This window comes from Aeromicrobium changchenzhani (assembly GCF_057586615.1).
The window spans coordinates 1,072,675-1,090,110 of sequence record NZ_CM172480.1 but is presented as its reverse complement, the minus strand read 5'-3'; the positions used below and the strand labels follow the sequence as shown (position 1 = coordinate 1,090,110).

Annotated in this window: 14 protein-coding genes; 3 read left to right on the top strand and 11 right to left on the bottom strand. The window is 60.6% G+C overall.

Annotated elements, in window-relative coordinates; translation table 11 throughout:
- Positions 1-63: 63 nt before the first annotated feature.
- The 4 genes from mobF to AC2YB9_RS05475 all read right to left on the bottom strand — a co-directional run bounded on the left by mobF (position 64) and on the right by AC2YB9_RS05475 (position 5,194).
- Entirely contained in the window at positions 64-3,480 is a 3,417-nt protein-coding gene (mobF, locus tag AC2YB9_RS05490; protein WP_487267745.1) for a MobF family relaxase, read from the bottom strand.
- A gap of 372 nt (positions 3,481-3,852) precedes the next feature.
- A complete protein-coding gene (locus AC2YB9_RS05485) occupies positions 3,853-4,308 on the bottom strand; it encodes a HEPN domain-containing protein (RefSeq protein WP_487267744.1) in 456 nt (151 codons plus the stop codon).
- Positions 4,308-4,901, bottom strand: coding sequence for an ArsR family transcriptional regulator (locus AC2YB9_RS05480; protein ID WP_487267743.1), 594 nt, complete (start codon positions 4,899-4,901; stop codon positions 4,308-4,310). Before AC2YB9_RS05480 ends, AC2YB9_RS05485 begins: the two co-directional genes overlap by 1 nt.
- Positions 4,902-5,032: 131 nt before the next feature.
- The gene (locus AC2YB9_RS05475; RefSeq protein WP_487267742.1) at positions 5,033-5,194 is read right to left on the bottom strand and encodes a hypothetical protein; all 162 of its coding nucleotides are present in this window, start codon (positions 5,192-5,194) and stop codon (positions 5,033-5,035) included.
- Positions 5,195-5,278: 84 nt separating this feature from the next.
- Here AC2YB9_RS05475 and AC2YB9_RS05470 point away from each other — a divergent pair, with 84 nt between their 5' ends.
- Entirely contained in the window at positions 5,279-5,710 is a 432-nt protein-coding gene (locus tag AC2YB9_RS05470; RefSeq protein ID WP_487266537.1) for a hypothetical protein, read from the top strand.
- Positions 5,707-6,756, top strand: coding sequence for a transposase (locus tag AC2YB9_RS05465; protein WP_487266536.1), 1,050 nt, complete (start codon positions 5,707-5,709; stop codon positions 6,754-6,756). Before AC2YB9_RS05470 ends, AC2YB9_RS05465 begins: the two co-directional genes overlap by 4 nt.
- 287 nt (positions 6,757-7,043) lie before the next feature.
- Here the strand turns inward: AC2YB9_RS05465 and AC2YB9_RS05460 are convergent, their stop codons facing one another.
- Positions 7,044-8,339, bottom strand: a complete 1,296-nt coding sequence (locus tag AC2YB9_RS05460; protein ID WP_487267741.1) for a PucR family transcriptional regulator — start codon at positions 8,337-8,339, stop codon at positions 7,044-7,046.
- Between the two features lie 160 nt (positions 8,340-8,499).
- Here AC2YB9_RS05460 and AC2YB9_RS05455 point away from each other — a divergent pair, with 160 nt between their 5' ends.
- The gene (locus AC2YB9_RS05455) at positions 8,500-8,742 is read left to right on the top strand and encodes a hypothetical protein (protein ID WP_487267740.1); all 243 of its coding nucleotides are present in this window, start codon (positions 8,500-8,502) and stop codon (positions 8,740-8,742) included.
- Between the two features lie 16 nt (positions 8,743-8,758).
- Here AC2YB9_RS05455 and AC2YB9_RS05450 read toward each other — a convergent pair whose 3' ends face one another.
- Genes AC2YB9_RS05450 through AC2YB9_RS05425 form a run of 6 tightly spaced genes read right to left on the bottom strand, consistent with a single transcriptional unit; the run spans position 8,759 to position 17,436 of the window.
- Positions 8,759-9,937, bottom strand: a complete 1,179-nt coding sequence (locus tag AC2YB9_RS05450) for a peptidyl-prolyl cis-trans isomerase (protein WP_487267739.1) — start codon at positions 9,935-9,937, stop codon at positions 8,759-8,761.
- Positions 9,934-12,276: an RND transporter family protein gene (locus AC2YB9_RS05445; protein ID WP_487267738.1), complete on the bottom strand. Its 2,343-nt coding sequence runs from the start codon at positions 12,274-12,276 to the stop codon at positions 9,934-9,936. Before AC2YB9_RS05445 ends, AC2YB9_RS05450 begins: the two co-directional genes overlap by 4 nt.
- Positions 12,273-13,565, bottom strand: coding sequence for an MlaD family protein (locus AC2YB9_RS05440; RefSeq protein WP_487267737.1), 1,293 nt, complete (start codon positions 13,563-13,565; stop codon positions 12,273-12,275). The genes AC2YB9_RS05445 and AC2YB9_RS05440 overlap by 4 nt, the downstream gene beginning before the upstream one ends.
- A gap of 9 nt (positions 13,566-13,574) precedes the next feature.
- Positions 13,575-14,837: an MlaD family protein gene (locus AC2YB9_RS05435; protein WP_487267736.1), complete on the bottom strand. Its 1,263-nt coding sequence runs from the start codon at positions 14,835-14,837 to the stop codon at positions 13,575-13,577.
- Positions 14,834-16,141: an MlaD family protein gene (locus tag AC2YB9_RS05430; protein ID WP_487267735.1), complete on the bottom strand. Its 1,308-nt coding sequence runs from the start codon at positions 16,139-16,141 to the stop codon at positions 14,834-14,836. The genes AC2YB9_RS05435 and AC2YB9_RS05430 overlap by 4 nt, the downstream gene beginning before the upstream one ends.
- Positions 16,141-17,436, bottom strand: a complete 1,296-nt coding sequence (locus AC2YB9_RS05425) for an MlaD family protein (protein ID WP_487267734.1) — start codon at positions 17,434-17,436, stop codon at positions 16,141-16,143. Before AC2YB9_RS05425 ends, AC2YB9_RS05430 begins: the two co-directional genes overlap by 1 nt.

Genomic DNA, 17,436 nt, shown 5'->3' with positions numbered 1-17,436 from the left:
CACGGGGTCGACGACGTCGAGGCCGATACACGCGATGCTCGCCACGTTGGCGTCGATCCGATCTCATAGTCCAAGCGCGTTCTGTCCGCCGAGGTCATGGCCGCGCCCAGCCGCTTCCGCGACCCTCATGATCTCTTGTGTGACAGCTTTCGCGCGTGCCCGGTCGAGTCGTTGTGCGTCGTTCATCGGCTGTCCGCCAAGCGGCTTCGTCGAGGTCACGTCATATCGATCGCGGTAGGCGGCGACGGTGACAAGTGCCTCCACCCATTTGTTGCGCTCAACACGATCTGTGGGTGTCTCCCCCATTTGCCTCGTCCATGGCGCCTTGGTGCGAAGCGCTGTCTCGGCGAGGGTCCGGGCGCGCTGCTCGATGAGGTCGCGGCGTTCGTCCAGGGCTGCGCGCAGATCCGGTGTCATTGGCCCGAGCGCTTCGGGGACGAGCCCGACGATGAGCTTAGATCGCCGCCGGCCGAGCCCGCGCCCCGTTGATGCGGTCGCGAGGCTCACTCGGTGTCGCATGATCGCGGCGATGTCCTCGGCATCCCCAAATCCATACCGATCGACGGCAGCCGAAAGGAGGCCCCCGATGTTGTGGCCGTTGGCTTCTGCTCGTCGCAACTCAGCAGTGAGTGGCCCAAAGGCATCTGATTCGACGCATACTTCGACCTGCTCGGGTGTGAGTCCGCAGGATCTGATCAGTGTGGCCCATCGATCGTGTTGTGCCGCGGCGGCGATGGTCTCGTACTCGGCTGCGAGCTGGGCGATGGAACTCCATGCCTGCTGTTCGGCCTCGATCGACTGATGTGCAGAGAGTTCGGCGCCGGTGTTGGCTAGGATCTTGTGCAGCACATCCGTTGCTGTAGCGTCGCCAGCCGGTTCGCTATGACTTTCATCGACCGAATCGGTTGCGACATAGACGACGTTAGACTCACGGCCGCGGGTCATGGCGACGTAGAGACTCTCGCGTGTGGTGGTCTCACCAACAACGACGTGGGCGGTATCGACGGTGACGCCCTGGGCCCGATGGGCTGTGACGGCGTAACCGAGGTCGACGTGTTCGGCGGCGTAGGCCGCAGGGAGCACAATAGCGCCGCCATACTTCTTGCCCTGGCGCCGCACGACGAGGGACCCGTCGGTACGGACGTCGGTGACGGTCCAGCGGTCACCGTTCCTGACCCAGCCGTTGCGCAGCGTACGCAGGCGGCGGTTGTTGCGGCGTGTGATGACCAGGTCGCCGACTGACGCACGAGTGCCTTCGATCAGAGCGATGGATTTGCCTTGGTCGACCTCGCCGAGGGTGACGCGGTCGGCACGGGCCCGGGTGTTCAGGTCGTTGACGGTGTGGGTCGAGTCAGCGACGAGCACGCTCGACTTGCCTGCTGCGACATCGGCGCGCCACGCCGTGTACGCCGCCTCGTGGACCTCGTCGCTGGTTCCTTCGCGCACCCGGTCGTGAGCAACATACGCATCGACTACCCCGCGGCGGCCGTGTCGCAGATCCAGAGAGGTCGCTTTCTCCCACTCGTGAGTGAAACGGTGGATGTCGACTAGTTCGGGGACGTCGTCGCGGGCGTCCACCAGCATGGCGAAGGCTCCTCCGGCGTCGACGGATTGGAGTTGCGCCCAGTCCCCGACCAGCAGCACCTTCGCTCCGGCCTCGGCGGCGCGGGCGGTGATTCGGTCCAACGTGAGGGTGCCGGCGAGGGTGGCTTCGTCGACGATGATGAGCTGATTTTTGTTGAAGTTCGCGTGGCCGTGGTCGTAGTCGTAGAGCCATTTGGCGGTGTTCTCACAATCGATACCCAAATCTTCGGCAAGCACTTGGGCGGCTGCGGAGCTTGGGGCCAGGCCGACGACGCTGTGCTTTCCGTGCTTCTTGGTCCAGACCTCGTGGAGAGCGCGCATCGAGGTGGTCTTGCCGGCTCCGGCTGGACCGACAAGCAGGTCAAGTTGACGGCCATCGGTGGCGATGGTTGCCAACGCACGTACTTGCTCTGGACTGAGCTGTTGGCCCTTGACCGGGCGGGCCGAAATCTCATCAACGAGCTCGATGTCGACTATCGGGCCTGCGTGGATCTCGGCGCGTTCAAGGAGACGGTCCTCGGCGGCGAGAAGTTGTTCAGAGGAGTAGAAGACAGAATGTCTGGGACGGAACCTGCTGGTGCCGTCCTGACGGGTGAAGATCGCCGGAACGGTCGCGAGGTCGGGAGGGGTGAGGCGAAGTGATGACTGCTCGGCGGCGTCGACAACCATTCCGGTGATCGCTTCGCGGTCGATTGCCGTCGCGAAGCGCCAACCCATCGTCTGCCGGGCCGCCTCAGCGTAGAGATTGGCCCGGCGCCACGTCGACCGCTTCTCCCCCACCACGACCAGCACTGTCTGGGCGACGTCGCCGACAACATCGAGCGGTACATCGTCGGCACGCAGCGCGCGCGTCGACGGGTTCCTCACCATCTCGCTCGCCCACATCGTCGCGTCACGGTCAAGCACTTCGGTGGCTCGAACACGCCAATCCTCGGTGAGGTCCGCCAGGGAGCGGACTTCCTTGGCCGGACGGGTGGCGAGGCTGGCGCGATTACGGATCTTGTTGAGTGTGCCGCGGCCAGGACGGTGGCCGTACTTCGCGACATACCCGTCGATCAGCTTGTCTGCTTCGACATCAATGTCGGCTGCACGGCTGGAGAACAGTTTTACCAGGTGCTGTGGGACACCTGCAATTGCCCAGTCGGGGTTGCGGTCGCGTCCGCGCTCACGCGGCTCCCACCTGACGCCAAGCGCCCGGGTGAGGTGATCAGCAAAAACAGCCTGATGAAGTTCCGACAAGGCGACCGTCCAGGAATGCAACGGCCGACTATCGAGAGACCGCCGCTTGTCGTCGTACACAGTCTTGACCTTGTTGCTGATGACAACGTGGGTGTGCAGATGCGGGTCCGAAGCACGTGAGTCGTAATGGTCGTATGCCGTGGCGATCAGCCCAGTGATCTCGACCTGCGCTGCGGCGCCCTTGCCGGTCCCGGCCCCGGTGCGGGTCGCAGCGATCTCACGCTCCATAAAACCGACGATTTCGGCCACCACCGCATGATGCGCGTCCGCGATGATCGCCTGCGTCCCCGCATCGGCGACAGCCCACAACACGCTCGCCGACTTCGGAATCGAAAACGTGAAGTCGAAGCCGGCTACTGCTTTCTGCTTACTGCCCATTTTGTATGCGGGATAGCCGCGGCCGAGTTGCTGTCCGGTGATCGGGTGCCGCCCGTGGCCGATCAGTAACTCCAGCTGCCGTTCGGTCACTTCCTCGCCCTCGACGAGGTCGAGATCTTTCACGCCCGAGCCGAGCCACCAGCCAGGCGGTGTGCCGGTCTCCGCGTAATACCGAGTCAGTGGCGTCGATAAGGATCGATCACCATCACCAGCGGCCACGGTCTTGAGCAGATACTTGAAGCCGTCGCCGGCGGACATCTTGCGCAACGAAACAACCATCGACGCACTCCCCCGTCGGGAGGTAGGTGTTCACACGCTCCCACGAACTATCGGCGATCTCTGGTGGCAGAACTAGCCGCTACCGTTCCGGCAATTGACCGCTTGGAGCGCTTCATTTATTTCATCTGTCACGACCAGATTTCGGACCCGCCTCGATCTGCCAGAGGCGTAACCGTTCGAAACGAGGTCTTGATGAATAGTTCCGTGCTTCGGTCGGGACAGGTAGATCCGGCGAATCTCGGTGGGCGCCAGTCAGTTCGTCGACCTATCCGCGGGACGTGTTCAGCGTTGATCACGCAGGCCGTCAGACGAGGTGCGCGTCGGTGACCGCTCCAACTCAGGCAGGTTGACCCGCCCTCGGACATCGATTAGTCAGAACAGGCCGAGCTGATCGATGAGACTATTGGCCGCGGTAACGATCGCCTGTGCATGTTCGACGGACTCACTAGCCTCTTCGACAGTAGCGTCGTCGCCAGGCCGCTCCGGATATTCCAACTCGTTGCGACGACGCCGCAAAGCACCGAACTGCCGGAAGCCGGGCCCGAACTGCGCGCGCACAGCCATCTCGACCGCGTAGTGGCCGCCCTTCGTCGAAGGCCGAAGTCCTTGGTGGGCGAGCAGCGCGGTCACTGTCTGTCGGGCGGCATCATAGGCCAAAACAAACGACGAATCAGGGTCGCGCTCGGTAGCCGACCGTGCCGTCTCAAGGGTGACAGCTGCCTTTTTCAGAAGCCGCTCGCCGTTGGCGGCGTCACCAGTGAGCTTTTGGAGGTCGCCCGATGCGATGAGCGCTTCGATCTCAGCCTCACCACGTTTCCACCGGGCCATCAGACGTCCGCCAGATCACGAATGTCAAGGACGACAACGAATGCCGAAGCCTTGATCTGTGCAACGAGCGCATCGGAAGGGTCTTCCCACTGCTTCGACGTACGGACAACCGGGTTGACCTCGATACCGAGCCGCTCATGTGCTCGGTCCGCTGCTTCGTAGAGGTCAGCTCGGTCGACCTTGCCGACGACCAACACGTCAATGTCGTGCGGCGGAGGTCCGGCCTCGCCGGCATATCGAGCGGCCCACGACCCGAAGATCGCTACCTGCTCGGCACCAGGGATGGCAAACTCCTCGGCGACAACTGCCTTGGGGCCGAAGGTGACTTCCAGCAACTTGGTCAGGGCTGGCGCCGCGGGGTGGTCGATGTTCGCTCGCACGAGCCGATTTCGTCCAAGCGGACGGCTGCTGATCAGGCCGGCTTCGTCGAGTCGGACGACCTCGCGATGGAGGGTGGACAGCGGCACGCCCAAACGCACGGCGAGGTCACTCACGCCAAACTCCTGGTCGGGGTGCAGCATCAGCCACATCAGCAACTCCGCCTGATGCTGCGACCGGAACACCGGAAGCAGCGCCGGTCCACTACTACGCATAACTGGAATATATCTCCCATCTAAAGGGATAGTCAAGGCATCCGCGACTCACACCCCTCATCGTGCCCATCCGGTCCGCAGGCCTCGTCAAGGAGCTCGGCCGCCAAGGTATGACGAACTACCGAGCAAAACTAGATGAGGTGGCACGTGGCCTGGGTCCACGTCCCGCCGAAGGGCAACGCTGGACCTCCCAGCATTCGCACGAATGGTTCACGCTCGACTGGAATGCCCAACGCCTTGCGGTCCTCGACCACGACATCGACGCCCTCATTGCCGAGCTTCGCGACACCCATCGCCGGCCCCTCTCTGTCAGGCTGAGGTGAGACACCGCTCGTGTTGTGGGGTGGTCTTTGAGAGGGCGGGGATCGGACGTAATTATGTTGAATCCAGAGGCCCAAATGCCGTTGTCGGGCGATGGTGTTGATCCGGCTGCGAAGCCGACTCGTCGGTCGTTCACGGCGGAGTATCGGGCCCGCGTGTTGGCCGAGTACGAGGCGGCACCGCATGGGGAGAAGTCCGCGGTGTTGCGTCGCGAAGGGATCTATCAGACACAGGTCGCTGAGTGGGCCAGAGCCCGCGATGCGAAGGCCGTCGGCATCACGTATCGGCGGGATCGTAAACCGCGGTCGAAAGAGTCATCGGCGGCGGTCCGGGCGGTGAAGTTGGAGGCCGAGAACAAACGATTGGCCCGCCAGTTGGAGACCACGCAGGCAGCTTTAGATGTGATGGGAAAAGCGCACAGGCTCTTGGAGTTGCTCTCGGCGAGCAACGACGAGAGCCAGCCGACAGCGACGAGGGACCGGTCGTGAGTGCCGACTCGATTCTGGGCGATGCGTTCACTGCGTTGATCGCCTTGAGCCTGACTGTGGTGGCAGCGTGCGCGTTGACCGGCCGGTCACGGGCGACGCACTACCGGCGCGTCAAACCGCCGGCGGGCAAGGTCGATTCGATGGCGCAGGCTGATCGGACCAAACCGCCGTCGACCCTGTCCCACACTGAGCGAGTCAACGTGCTGGAGGTGATCAATTCAGTCCAGTATGCCGATTTGTCGATCTGTCAGATTTGGGCTCGTGAACTCGACGAGGACCGGTATCACTGCTCGATGTCGAGCATGTATCGGATCGCTAGGACGGCCGGGCAAACCCGCGAACGCAGACGCCTGGCCACGCATCCGGCGAAGGTCAAACCCGAACTCCTAGCCACCGGGCCGTCACAAGTCTGGTCGTGGGATATAACGAAACTCCGTGGCCCGGCCAAGGGGATCTGGTTCCATCTTTATGCGTTGATCGACATCTATTCGCGTTACTCACCGGGCTATCTGGTTTGCGCTGCAGAGGACTCGGTCGTGGCAGCGGACTTCATCGACGGTGCCATCTGTCGTAACGGCACCGCACCACACACTGTTCATGCCGACAGGGGAACGTCGATGACGTCCAAACCGGTCTCCGCGCTGCTGGCCGATCTGGGCATCACCAGGTCACACTCAAGGCCCCGAGTCTCCAACGACAACCCGTTCTCCGAAGCACAGTTCAAGACGTTGAAGTATGTGCACGACTTCCCGCACCACTTCGATTCACTGGCCGAAGCGCGGGTCTTCTGCGACGGGTTCTTCGCCGAATATAATCACGTTCATCATCATTCGGGCATCGGTTGGCACACGCCAGCATCGGTCCATTACGGCACCTACGGAGCCATCGACGACGCCCGACAACAAACCCTGAACCGGGCCTGGCAGAACCATCCCGAACGCTTCGCCCGCCAGCCGGTCCCGCCCCAGATCCGGACCGAAGTCTGGATCAACGAACCACAGACGGAGGCGAATCTGGCGGCGATCCCAGCGACACAAACAGTCTAAAAAGAAACTGTCTCACTTGACTTGAAAAATACCGGAGACGCAGCGACCCCTCCCAAGGCGCCTCTGCCACCGGCCCAATCTTTCGTCCGTTTGACTGTAGAAATCGCATACACCCAGAAAGTACGGTCTAGCCGGTAATCGGCACGTCAAACTGTCGCTAAATCATGCAGCAGTCCCACGTCGCTGTTGCTGTCATATTCGACACCTCGACCTCGCCACCCGTTCTCACCGATGGTGAGACGAACGTCCAATAAGCAGCGCCCGATGCTTACAGGCGCATCAAACCCTTAACCGACGTCGGCAAGCACGGCTGGGCCAAGGAAATGGCACACCCGCAAGGCCAGTTCGACACTGAGCCGATCGTTCTTCAAAGACCGGCCGCGAATGGCTGTGGCCTTCTCGACGCGGTACTTCACCGAGTTTCGGTGAAGGTTGAGCAGAGCAGCCGAGGCTGTGTAGCTGTCCCCCACCGAAAAATAGGTAAGCAGCGTCTCTCGCAACCGCTGATTGTCAGCGTCGTCTGTGGCGAGGGGTCCGAGTACCTCCTTGACCCAGATACTGGTCGACTCGATATCACGGGCAAGCATTGAAACGATTGCCATATGTTCGTCGCCGAAGGAAACAGTTACTGAGCAAGAGCGCGTAGCAGCGCCCCGCGCTAAAATCGCGCTAGCAGTTGCGAGAGCCACGACACGGGCGTCGCTGGCCTGCTGATGAGTGCGCCGAAATCCCGCCACGCCCTTCACCGGAAGTCCGAGCGACAGACATACCTTGGCGTTTTTGGCAGTACTCCGCGCCAGGTCGATGTCGACCGGCGACTTGTCCGCACCTCGACCGAACCAGAGCCATGCCAAATTGTGGTCGACTGCGGTGAAGATCGGCGCCGAGGGCAGGTTGAGTCGCGAATTGAGATTACGCACGAAGCGCTCCAAAACCACCATCGTGTCGGAGGAGGAATTGTCGCCAGGGAGCCAGAGCACCCCGCCGACGTGGAACTGTTCGAGAGAATAGCCCGTCTCGCCGGCGAACATCTCAGGATCGACCGACTCCTGATTCAGGACTCTGCTGATGAGCGGCGTGTGCATGTTCCCGCGGGTGGCTATCCAGCGGTGAAGTTCATCGTCGTAGGCCTCCAGGACGTACTGGGTAATCCAATCGATGTAACTGCCCAAGGTCTGGTTCACGTGGTGAAGGACCTTGACCCGCAGTTCGGCTGTGCAGTCGAGCTGCAGGATCTCCATATAGCACTCATTGAGGACGCTAGTCTGCCCAACATGATAGGCCCGACGCATCGCGCTATCGGGCACGCCATGCTGGGCGAGCCGCCGAGCATATTCCACCGCTGCCGTAGTCGGCTGCAGGTTCTTAAGAGAAATGTTGTTACTGAGTGTGTGGAGAAGAGTCGTGACGTTGCCGTCGACAGCGTCGTGAAGCAACTTTACGAGTTCCGGGTCCCCAGCGAGCCCGTCAACATCGCGGAGCAGGAGCGCGCTCGTCGAGTCGATCACCGCACTGCAACGGCGCTGTAGCCGGCTCGCGACCGTGGACACAAGCTCAGCGACCTCGCCATTCAGCGTTTCCAAGAGGACTCCTTTAGGTTTAAAACCGTCGAGAGCCGAATCGGACGCACTCTAACCGACGTTCCACCAGATGCCTTCCGGTGCTGTCACGTTACATCGAGAACTAGCCATCGACCAAAATTGTCGGAGATTGAGTGCTTTGTGCAGCCGCAAAACTGTGTCGGTGTCCGCGCTGACGTCCACCCCGACCCAAATCAAGGCCTTTCCTTCACACAAACAACAACAGCACCCCGACCAGGGCGAACACCACCGCGACAACCTCGGCCGTGAGCGCACCCCTACGAAGGACGCTCGCGCGATGTTCGCGGTCCTCGTCTGGATAGTGGCCTGGCACCAAATCCTGCACGTGACGCCGACCCCATCTGCCCAGCGGGGCCAGCATGGCAGCAAATACCAGAAAAAATAGTGCCTCAAACATTCCCTTACTTCCCTTCGCCGGAAGATGGTGACGCCGGTTGCCCTCCGGGCGACCAGTCTTGCGGGCCATTCGGAGGCGCGGCATCCGGATCAACCGGGCGATACTCGTCGGCATATTCGACATCGGCAGCGCGAATCTGCTTCGACAACCAGGCGCGCCACTTATCGCGTGATTTCTCAACCTTCAGCCGCTGACGAAATTCCTCACCGATCTTCTGGAAGTCGGCCGCAACTGCCGGATGGACATCCTTGACATAGCCGACGTTCCAACCGTGCTCGCCCTTGACTGGCCCGTAGAGCTGGCCCTTTGCCACAGTGAAAATTGCCGTTGCGACCGGTTTTTCCAGTTGATCGAAAGAGACCCGTCCTAGATCCCCACCTTCGTCTCTGGTGCTCTCGTCGATGCTGACATCGGCTGCGACCGTTGCCAATGCCTCACCCTTCTTCACCCGTTTGTAAACCGCCTGTGCGCCCGCTTCATCAGCCACCACGATGTTCTGAACGCTGCGCAACTCCGGCGTCGCCAACTGCTTCTTGCGAGCAGCGAAGGCCGAGGCCAGTTCTTTGTCAGTGACGTCGACCGTTCCGACAATCTCGCCCATCAGGAGCTCTAAGGACACTTGCCGTCGGATCTCATCGAGCACTTCTTTCTCCGAAGTACCCACGTTGCCCAGCGACCGCACGAACTCTTGCCGCCCGCCGTCACCGAACTGCTGCAGAATAAATCGGTCCAGCACATCACCGGCCTGTTTGTCGGAAATCGTGATTTTCTGTTTCTTCTGTTGTTCATCGAGGATCAGGCTGACCACAAAAGACTTCGCCGAATTCCGGCGGAACTCGGCCAACGCTTTGGCTTCTTTGGGTGCAACAACTCCGTACAGTGCCCGCAGCGTGTCCATGCGTTTGTCAAGGTCGGTCTTGGTCACGACCTGGTCACCAATAACGAAGGCGGCCCCTTCAGGGACCTTAGAAGTCCACGGACCTACCTGCGTCGCGATGATCCCGGCCACGACGGCGAAGGCGACAACAAGGGCAAGAGTTCGTTTTCCTCGTCGAGAGGCTGGCAACGAAAAGCGAGCACGCTCCGCATCGATTCTCACCTCGACCAATCGGGCGCCGCCACTTTTCGTTGCGGGTCGCGTGGGTTCAGCTTCAGCCGGCTGGTCCGGCGATACGTCTTTCATCTATTCGCTCCCACGAGTTGTTTTGGGGTTACTACTTCGCCCGCTTCGGGTGTTGGTGTGTGTGCCCCATCGTCGACCGCTGCGAGCCAGACGACAAAATGAGCGGCGGCTGCAGCGAAGCCGACGGTGATTGCTAGCAGCAGCCCGAACTCCCGGATGATCGTGAGGTGGGACAAGCCGAGGACTCCGTAGCCAATCGCTGACGCTGCGGCAGCTAACAGGACAGCCCGCTGAATCCCGACATCACGCCGTCGTACTGCCTCGGCGAGGACAATCGTGAACTCACACGCCACTGCCGCAGCAAGCGAACCGATAGCCGCCGTGAGCGGGTTCAGCCCGATCCCGCCCATCCGCATGCCCAATAGGACAAAACCGGTCGTCAGAATCGCGGCCGCAACGGCGAGAAGGGCATCGGTACGCCGTCGTAGCATCAGAAACAGAACGAGTCCGGCAACCACGATGCCCAGCGCCGCACCTAAATAGCGATTAGCCGAAAGGGCTTCATAGCCCGACACCGCCACCATAGGCAGCCCGGTGATCTCGACCTCGATTCCCGGTGGTGCCGGGGGAAGAATGCGGAGGACATCATCGCGCAGGGCTTGCAATCGCTCGGCATCGTCCAGCTTCACGCCGAAGGAAAGGATCGACATCGACTGATCGCTTCGCATCACACTGGTCGCCAAATATTTTGGCAATAGTCGAAGCGCCGCCTCCAACTGATCTGCTGTGGGAGTCCGACCGAGGAATTCGAAAAGCGAGGGCGGCGAGATAACCGGGCGCATTTCGTCGCCGTGAGCCGCGATGACCACGTCTTGAGCCCGGTTCATCCAGTCGAGGGATTCCTTGGTTACGGTGTCTTTTCCGGTCAACGCAATGGCAATCTCGCCAGAGGAACCCATCACATTTTCGATGTGTCGGGCGCTATCGAAGGCCGGCAGGTTCGAGGCAAGGGCCTGAAAATCTGCGGCAAGCGGAAGACTCGGCAACGACGCCCAGCCTGCGGCCGCGATGAGGCAAGCTGTCACACCGGCGGCCACGCGGGTTCGCAGCGACACTCCGGCTGCCCGGGTCTGCAAATACAGGCGGTCCGCTTCAATCGGAGGCTGTTCATCCACAACTCCGGTATCGCCGAGAAGCCAACGCTGGGCGCCTAGGCTGACAAGAAGGGTTATGACCACTCCTACCCCCAACGCCATACCAAGCTCACGCGCTGCCACGATCGGGGTAATGGTTAGGGCGCCAAAACTCGCCGCTGTGGCCAAGGCTGCGGCGATGACAGTCCGTTGTCCGACGCGGCGATGAAGATATGTCATGAAATCGCTGCCCACGCCAAGCAGTACCGGAAGAAACGCCACCACGCCAAGCGAGACTGGAATTGACAGCCAGCCAGCGAGCGCCAGGGTCGAGGCAGTGCCAGTAAGGGTGGCGGCGAGCGGCAACAGACGGAACCGCCGTCGAGTCCACCGCATGAAGACGAACCAAGCTCCGACGCCCAGCAGCGCCAGACCACCAAGAATCGGCACCTCCTGCCGCACTTGGCCACCCAGCGCCGAGACGATTGCAGGAACACCCGAGACCGTAACTCGATCAGCTTTCACTTCGGATTTCGCGACAATGCCGTTGACGCTGCGTACAAGTTGTTCGACCGCGTCTTGATCTAGGTCCTGATTGGGCCGAACAAGAATCGCAACAGCGTCTTCGGCCGGCACGACAAAATCCCATTGCGGTCTCGGCTCGCCCGCTGCGTTGAATACGACGTTCCTGACGAACTTCTGGTTGTGCAAGGTGGGCAGTCCGCCCGGCAAACCGTGCGCCAGCAGCGAGGAGTACCGCTCATCAAAGTCGCTGGTCGCTCGTTGTCCCGTTGCGTTTCCTTGCGTTTTTGACTTCCCGTCACGGCGCGCCTTGGCGACGGCCTGGGCACGTAGTCCGTCGCGATATCCCACCAGCTCGGCTAGCAAATTCTGCGCCTGGCCAGCAATCTGATTGAGAACAGTTGCCGGGCCGTAAAGGGCCGCCACATTTTTCAGCTGCGAAAGTTTGCCTTCCAGCCGCAGCAACGTCGGAAGGTTCTCCTTGGACAGCAACTCGTGCGGTTCCTTCGACTCGAGCAGGACCACCATCGGATCGCCGCCAAATGCCGAAGCTACCTTCGCTGTCGCCTTCGCCGTATGGTCGCCTGCCGGGACGAACGATTTCACGCCCGTTGCGATCTGGAGCTTAGCGACACCGCCAAGGACGAAGACCAGAACAACAGCGATACCCACCGCAAGGCCAACGCCCCGGAGTCCGCGAAGCGGACGTTGGGCGTTGGTGAGTGCGGGCTCCCCCGCTATCACGGAATGTCATCTTCCCGGACTCGCGGATACTCGCCGCTGAAGTCCTTGGGCGCATCGTGGCTGCCGGCGGTCGGATAGGGGTTGTACATCACGAGCGGGCTCAGCTTCAGAGGTGAATTGACCGAGTTGGCGCTGAACAACAGCATCAACCTTCCGATGTTGCCATTGGCGTCCGAGCCGCTGGCGGCCTGGGCGAAGTTGGTGAATTGGGACGCAATGTCCCGCCCATAGGGTTTGAGGTAGGCGAGCATCGGATTGATGTCGGCCATATCGGTTTCGAGGGAACTGATCACGGGCCGAGCTGCGCTGGTGAATTTTGACACGCGGGTGAGCGTCGCGGGGGCACGTGTGAGGGTTCGATCGAGCGAAGGTAACAGGCCCCGAAGGTCACGGGTCATTACCGGGAGCTCTTCCAATGCAGCGCTCAGATCAGTGGAACCTGCTTTGAGATTACGAGCAACGATGCCGAGTGGATCAGCGAGGCGAGTCAATTCGGTGCTCGCTTCACGCGTGGTCTCCATGAAGGTCGGGAGTTTCCGCATTAATGACTCGATATCGGTCTTGTTGCCCGCGATCGTTTCGGTGAGGTTGTCCGAATCCCGAGCAAGTTGAACGATCCGGCCCTGCCGGGTGTCAAGCGAATTCAGGACCACTGTGGAGGATTTGATGAGCTCGGCGAGATCCTTGGACTGCGCCGCAAGCGCTTCGAGCGCGCCACCGCCCTCTCTACCCAGATCTCCCAACCCCTGCAGCAGATCGTCGACGTCCTCTTTGCTGCCCTTAGTCGACTTCCCCGTGGCTTTCAGCAGTCCGGAAAGTTTGTCTCTGGTGGGTTGGTCGAGGCTGGTCATAACATCGTTCAGCTGCACGCTGACCTTAGCCGAGCCGTCGGGAAGTTTGCTGCCTGCGGCAATTTTTTCACCCTTGCCGTCCGCAACATCGAGATAGGTCTCTTCGATCAAGGTCTTGTTTCGTACTGTGATTGCGGCGCCGCTGTGCAGCGGCGCCACATCAGCGTCGAGTTCCAGAGTGACCTTGGCTTTGCGGCCCTCGATCTTGATCTCTTTGACCTTGCCGACATTCACTCCGGCCATGCGGACATCGGATTGGAATACGAGGTTATCGACGTCAGGCACCCTTACGCTGACGCGATAGCCGACCTCCGAGACCAACGGTATCTGTCCTCCCGCGTGCAGCCAGAGAAAGGCAAGGATACTGGCGCACAAGGCAAAGAACGCGGAAACAACCGCCATTCGGATGGTGGGTATCAGCGTGTGTGAAATTCTCATACGGGCCGCCTATCGGGAGCTCGGTGCGGCGGTGTCGTTCAACAACGACACCGGAATCGTTTCGGGCGAAATGGCAACAAAACCTCGAAGGATTCCCCGATTGACATCGCGGAGACTAGCCATCGAGTTCGTGTTGTAGACGAACGCCGACAGATCGGGGAGATAAGGCAGGAGCCCCGCGGTAATTGGTTCCAACCGCTTGCTGATCGGACGCAAGTCTCCGGCCAGACGGTTCAGGTCCGCGACCGCCGGCCGCAGATCAGCGACCACTGGTCGAGACTTCTTCACGACCGGGCGCGCCTCTTTGAGAAAGGAATCCAGATCGTCCACCGAATCATCGAGTCGTGAAAGCGCATCAGGCAGATCATCACTCGCCTCAAGCAAATTATCCAGCGTCGGATCGAGCTGTCCGACAAGCGCGGAAACACTTACCGAGGCGCTGCGAAGCTTCGCAGAAAACTCTGGAAGTTGGGCAAGAGAATCGTCGAGCGATGTGCCGTGATCTGCAACCGCCCCCAACGTCCGCTGAAGGGATGTGGCCAGCCGGGCGAGCCGCTCGTCGTTGCCGCCAGCCGATTTCGAGATATCTGACAATGCGGTTACCAGTTGGGCGAGTTTTGTTCGCCGCCGGTCCAATTGCTCCATGACCGGCTTAAGATCAGCCAGGACCTTGTCGGTGCTCCGGAGACCCTTCGGCAGGTCGGTCGGCGCGTTCGCCAGTGCGACGTCGGCTTCGGAGAGCAAAGAAGTGACCGCCGCTTGGGCATTTTCGTCGAGATGTCCAAGCACCTCGTCGATTTGGATCGGACTCACCGAGTTACTCGAGGGCAGAGTATCGCCGTCGGTGAGCAACTTTCCAGGCGGACCGCCCGGGTTCAACTCGATGTACATGTCATTGAGTGGGCTTTTCGGCCGAAGGACGACCTTGGCATTGTCGTAGACACGGTACTTCTGGCCAATACGCATCTTCAGCACTGCCTCACCTCTTTTCGACACCGAGGTGGATCTGATGTCGCCGACGCTAACACCCGCGATACGGACTTCCTGTCCGTTGCCCGGGCTAACCGCCGGGCTCTCGGTGAAGGTTGCGTTTACCGAGTATTTGTCTTCCCACGGCGGGTTGAAACGCTGGTGAGCCAGGAAGTAGCCCGCGAAGGACGTCCCGAGTACGACGAGGCCAAGGATGGCAATCAGGTTTCGTCCCAGACCCGGTTCACTTCGAGCGCGTTCCAGAAAACGACCTAGACTTTTGCTAATGGACGTGTTCATCATCGGGCTCCGGCTTGGGGGGTGAGTTGCGTGAAAAGTTGTTCGAGACTTATCGGGAGACCCGCCAGGACCCCGGGCCCGAAGCCCAGCATGTAATTGAGCATTGCTCCGTTCTCATCGACCATGGCGGCCTGTGCAAGGTTCGACGCCATATAGCCGAGTTCCTTGTAGAACGGGCGGTTGGCACCACCGCCGGCATAGTCCCCGCTTCCATGCCACGGAGAAAGGACCGTCTTCATGATCGGTCCGTTTACCCGATCAAGAACCGGGCCTTGCAAATCGTTGAGTGTGCCGGTGAGGTTCCGGCTGGTCGGCACAAGATCCTCGACGATCGGACGGGCATCGGCGACGACTGCACGCAAATCCCGGACGATAGGCCGCGCCTTGACGAGCACCGGATCAGCGTTTTCAAGGAGCTTATCGAGCTTTTTGACTGATGGACGAGTTGGGCCCGCAGTCTTCTCGAGTTTGACAAGCGAGCCCTGAAGTTTTTTCAACAAACCGTCGACGTTGTCCAGTGTCTCGGGCATACCCGCTGTGGCGGTCGTGATGTCGTTCCGACGGTCGGCAAGGATCGCCGAGGTCCGCTCAAGGTCGGCCACAATTCCGTCGAGCTGATCCTGCTTCTTCGAAAGCACCCTTGCGGTTGATTCCAGTCCATTGACGAGGTCAGGCAGATCGTTCTTCGGTTGTGTGCCGCGCACGCCCCGCAACACGCCAGCCATCGGGTCGAGGGCGCCGGGCGCATTCTTGACCAGATCTCGCACAGCGGCTGACCCCTTCGCATCGAAAAGGTTGTCCAGGTCGTTCACCCCACTTCGGATGCCATCGCGCGCATCGGTGGGAAGCGCAGCGGCGATGCTGTCGAGTTCAACTGGCAGTTGAGTGCGCGCGAGGGGAATTGTTCCTTCGAACGCGCCGCTAAGCCCACCAGGCTTGATATCGACGTAGTACTTTCCACCCAGCAAGGTCGTGGGCCTTACTCTCGCCGAAGGCGCCGTTCCCATCGCTTCCAGAGCGCTCTTGTCGACTTTGAGGACAACTTCGGTCGACCCCGAGTCCTGTTGGCGCACCGATTTCACGACACCGATGCCAACGCCTGCGATTTTGGCTTCTGAGTTGAATGCACGGAGGCGTGGGGATTCAGCGAATTCCACGCTAATCAACTCCCCCGACCTGACGTTAGTCGCAATGCGCTGCTTCTGGAAAAGCCCGACGCCAGCCATCATGGCGATCATGGTGAACGCCAGTCCAATGTTCAATGCCGAGACACGTGAGCGGCGCGGGAGTCCTCTTCTTGCACTCATCAGCGGTTGCCTCCGTTGGCGACTGATTTGTCTTTGGCCGCTTGACCCGGTTCGGGGTAAGCGTTGCGCGAAACTAGGGGCGTAGGGACCCCGGCCACGGACTCCGCCCCCGCCAACAACATGACCCGCCACCAGTGACCGGCGTCGTCACCGTGCGCAAGCGAGCCGGAGGCCGCGGTGAAGTAGTGCGATATATCCTCGGCGTAGCGCCCGAATACCGACACTGGCGGCGCTGCGCTATCTCCCGTTTTGATCAACTGATGGGCCAGCGGCCGAGCATCCTTGACCAATACCGTCGACTTCTCTACGGCGGGTTCGGCCTTCTTATTGACCCCTGGCAGTTTTCTCAGTGGTTTCACGCCATCGCGTAGGACCGCTCGAAGGTCTGGAACAGCTCGTCCGAGTGCCACGGCGCCCGGACGAAGTTTTGTCATGGCAGCTTCGGTGTCCGCGAGGGGACCGTTGAGCGTGTTGAGAGCCGATCGAGCCGCGTCTAACGTCTCCGGGGCCCGGGCCACGGTTTCCTCGAGGGGCACGCCTTCATCGACGGCCAGCGCATCAAGGCTCATCCCTAACTGTCTTGTCAACGCGGCGACTTCTTTTTCACGGCCCCGAAAACGCGCCGTCAGGGTGTCTGCCGATCGAAGCAAGCCAACAAGCGAAGACCCTTTGTTGACCGAAAGGGTTCGCGAAATGGTGGCAACCTCCTTCAAGATCCCTGGCGCCGATCCGATAGCGTCGTTAAGGTCCTTTGAGTGCAGAGCCGATCCGCCGCCGAGCTCCTTCAACGTGCTTGACGTAGCGTCGCGCGTTGCAGAATCGAAGATGTTGAACAGTTGGTTGACGTCCTGAGCTGACTCGGTACTCTCAGCCCGAATTGTGGTTCCGTCCCGGAGATCCCCTGTTTCAGGCGAACCAGGATCGATATTGATGAACTTCTGGCCAAGTGCTGACCGGCCCGACACCGAAGCAGCCTTCGAATTGGCATAAAGCTTCGTTTTAGGATCATCAATCTTGAGCACCGCAACGGCCTTGCCGTTCTCAAGACGAAGATCTTGGACGAAGCCAACGCGGCTGCTCGCGATACGCACATCGTCACCGGTGTTGAGACCGCTGAGGTCATCGAAGGCGACCTTCACGATCTTTCGTTCAACGACAGGCATCCCATGAGTTGCGTTGAGTCCAAACAGCACGGCGCCCGCAAATAGCGCGATGATCACGACCCCCACCGTAAAGGGGGCTTGTTGAGGCGAAAGTGACTTTCGGAGCAACGCTCCCGGTGCATTACTAGTCAT

Bases quoted from the DNA above. Each gene is read 5' to 3' on its own strand.
- mobF (WP_487267745.1), bottom strand. From the start codon at position 3,480: ATGGTTGTTTCGTTGCGCAAGATGTCCGCCGGCGACGGCTTCAAGTAT.
- AC2YB9_RS05485 (WP_487267744.1), bottom strand. From the start codon at position 4,308: ATGGCCCGGTGGAAACGTGGTGAGGCTGAGATCGAAGCGCTCATCGCA.
- AC2YB9_RS05480 (WP_487267743.1), bottom strand. From the start codon at position 4,901: ATGCGTAGTAGTGGACCGGCGCTGCTTCCGGTGTTCCGGTCGCAGCAT.
- AC2YB9_RS05475 (WP_487267742.1), bottom strand. From the start codon at position 5,194: ATGGGTGTCGCGAAGCTCGGCAATGAGGGCGTCGATGTCGTGGTCGAG.
- AC2YB9_RS05470 (WP_487266537.1), top strand. From the start codon at position 5,279: ATGTTGAATCCAGAGGCCCAAATGCCGTTGTCGGGCGATGGTGTTGAT.
- AC2YB9_RS05450 (WP_487267739.1), bottom strand. From the start codon at position 9,937: ATGAAAGACGTATCGCCGGACCAGCCGGCTGAAGCTGAACCCACGCGA.
- AC2YB9_RS05440 (WP_487267737.1), bottom strand. From the start codon at position 13,565: ATGAGAATTTCACACACGCTGATACCCACCATCCGAATGGCGGTTGTT.
- AC2YB9_RS05435 (WP_487267736.1), bottom strand. From the start codon at position 14,837: ATGATGAACACGTCCATTAGCAAAAGTCTAGGTCGTTTTCTGGAACGC.
- AC2YB9_RS05430 (WP_487267735.1), bottom strand. From the start codon at position 16,141: ATGAGTGCAAGAAGAGGACTCCCGCGCCGCTCACGTGTCTCGGCATTG.
- AC2YB9_RS05425 (WP_487267734.1), bottom strand. From the start codon at position 17,436: ATGACTAGTAATGCACCGGGAGCGTTGCTCCGAAAGTCACTTTCGCCT.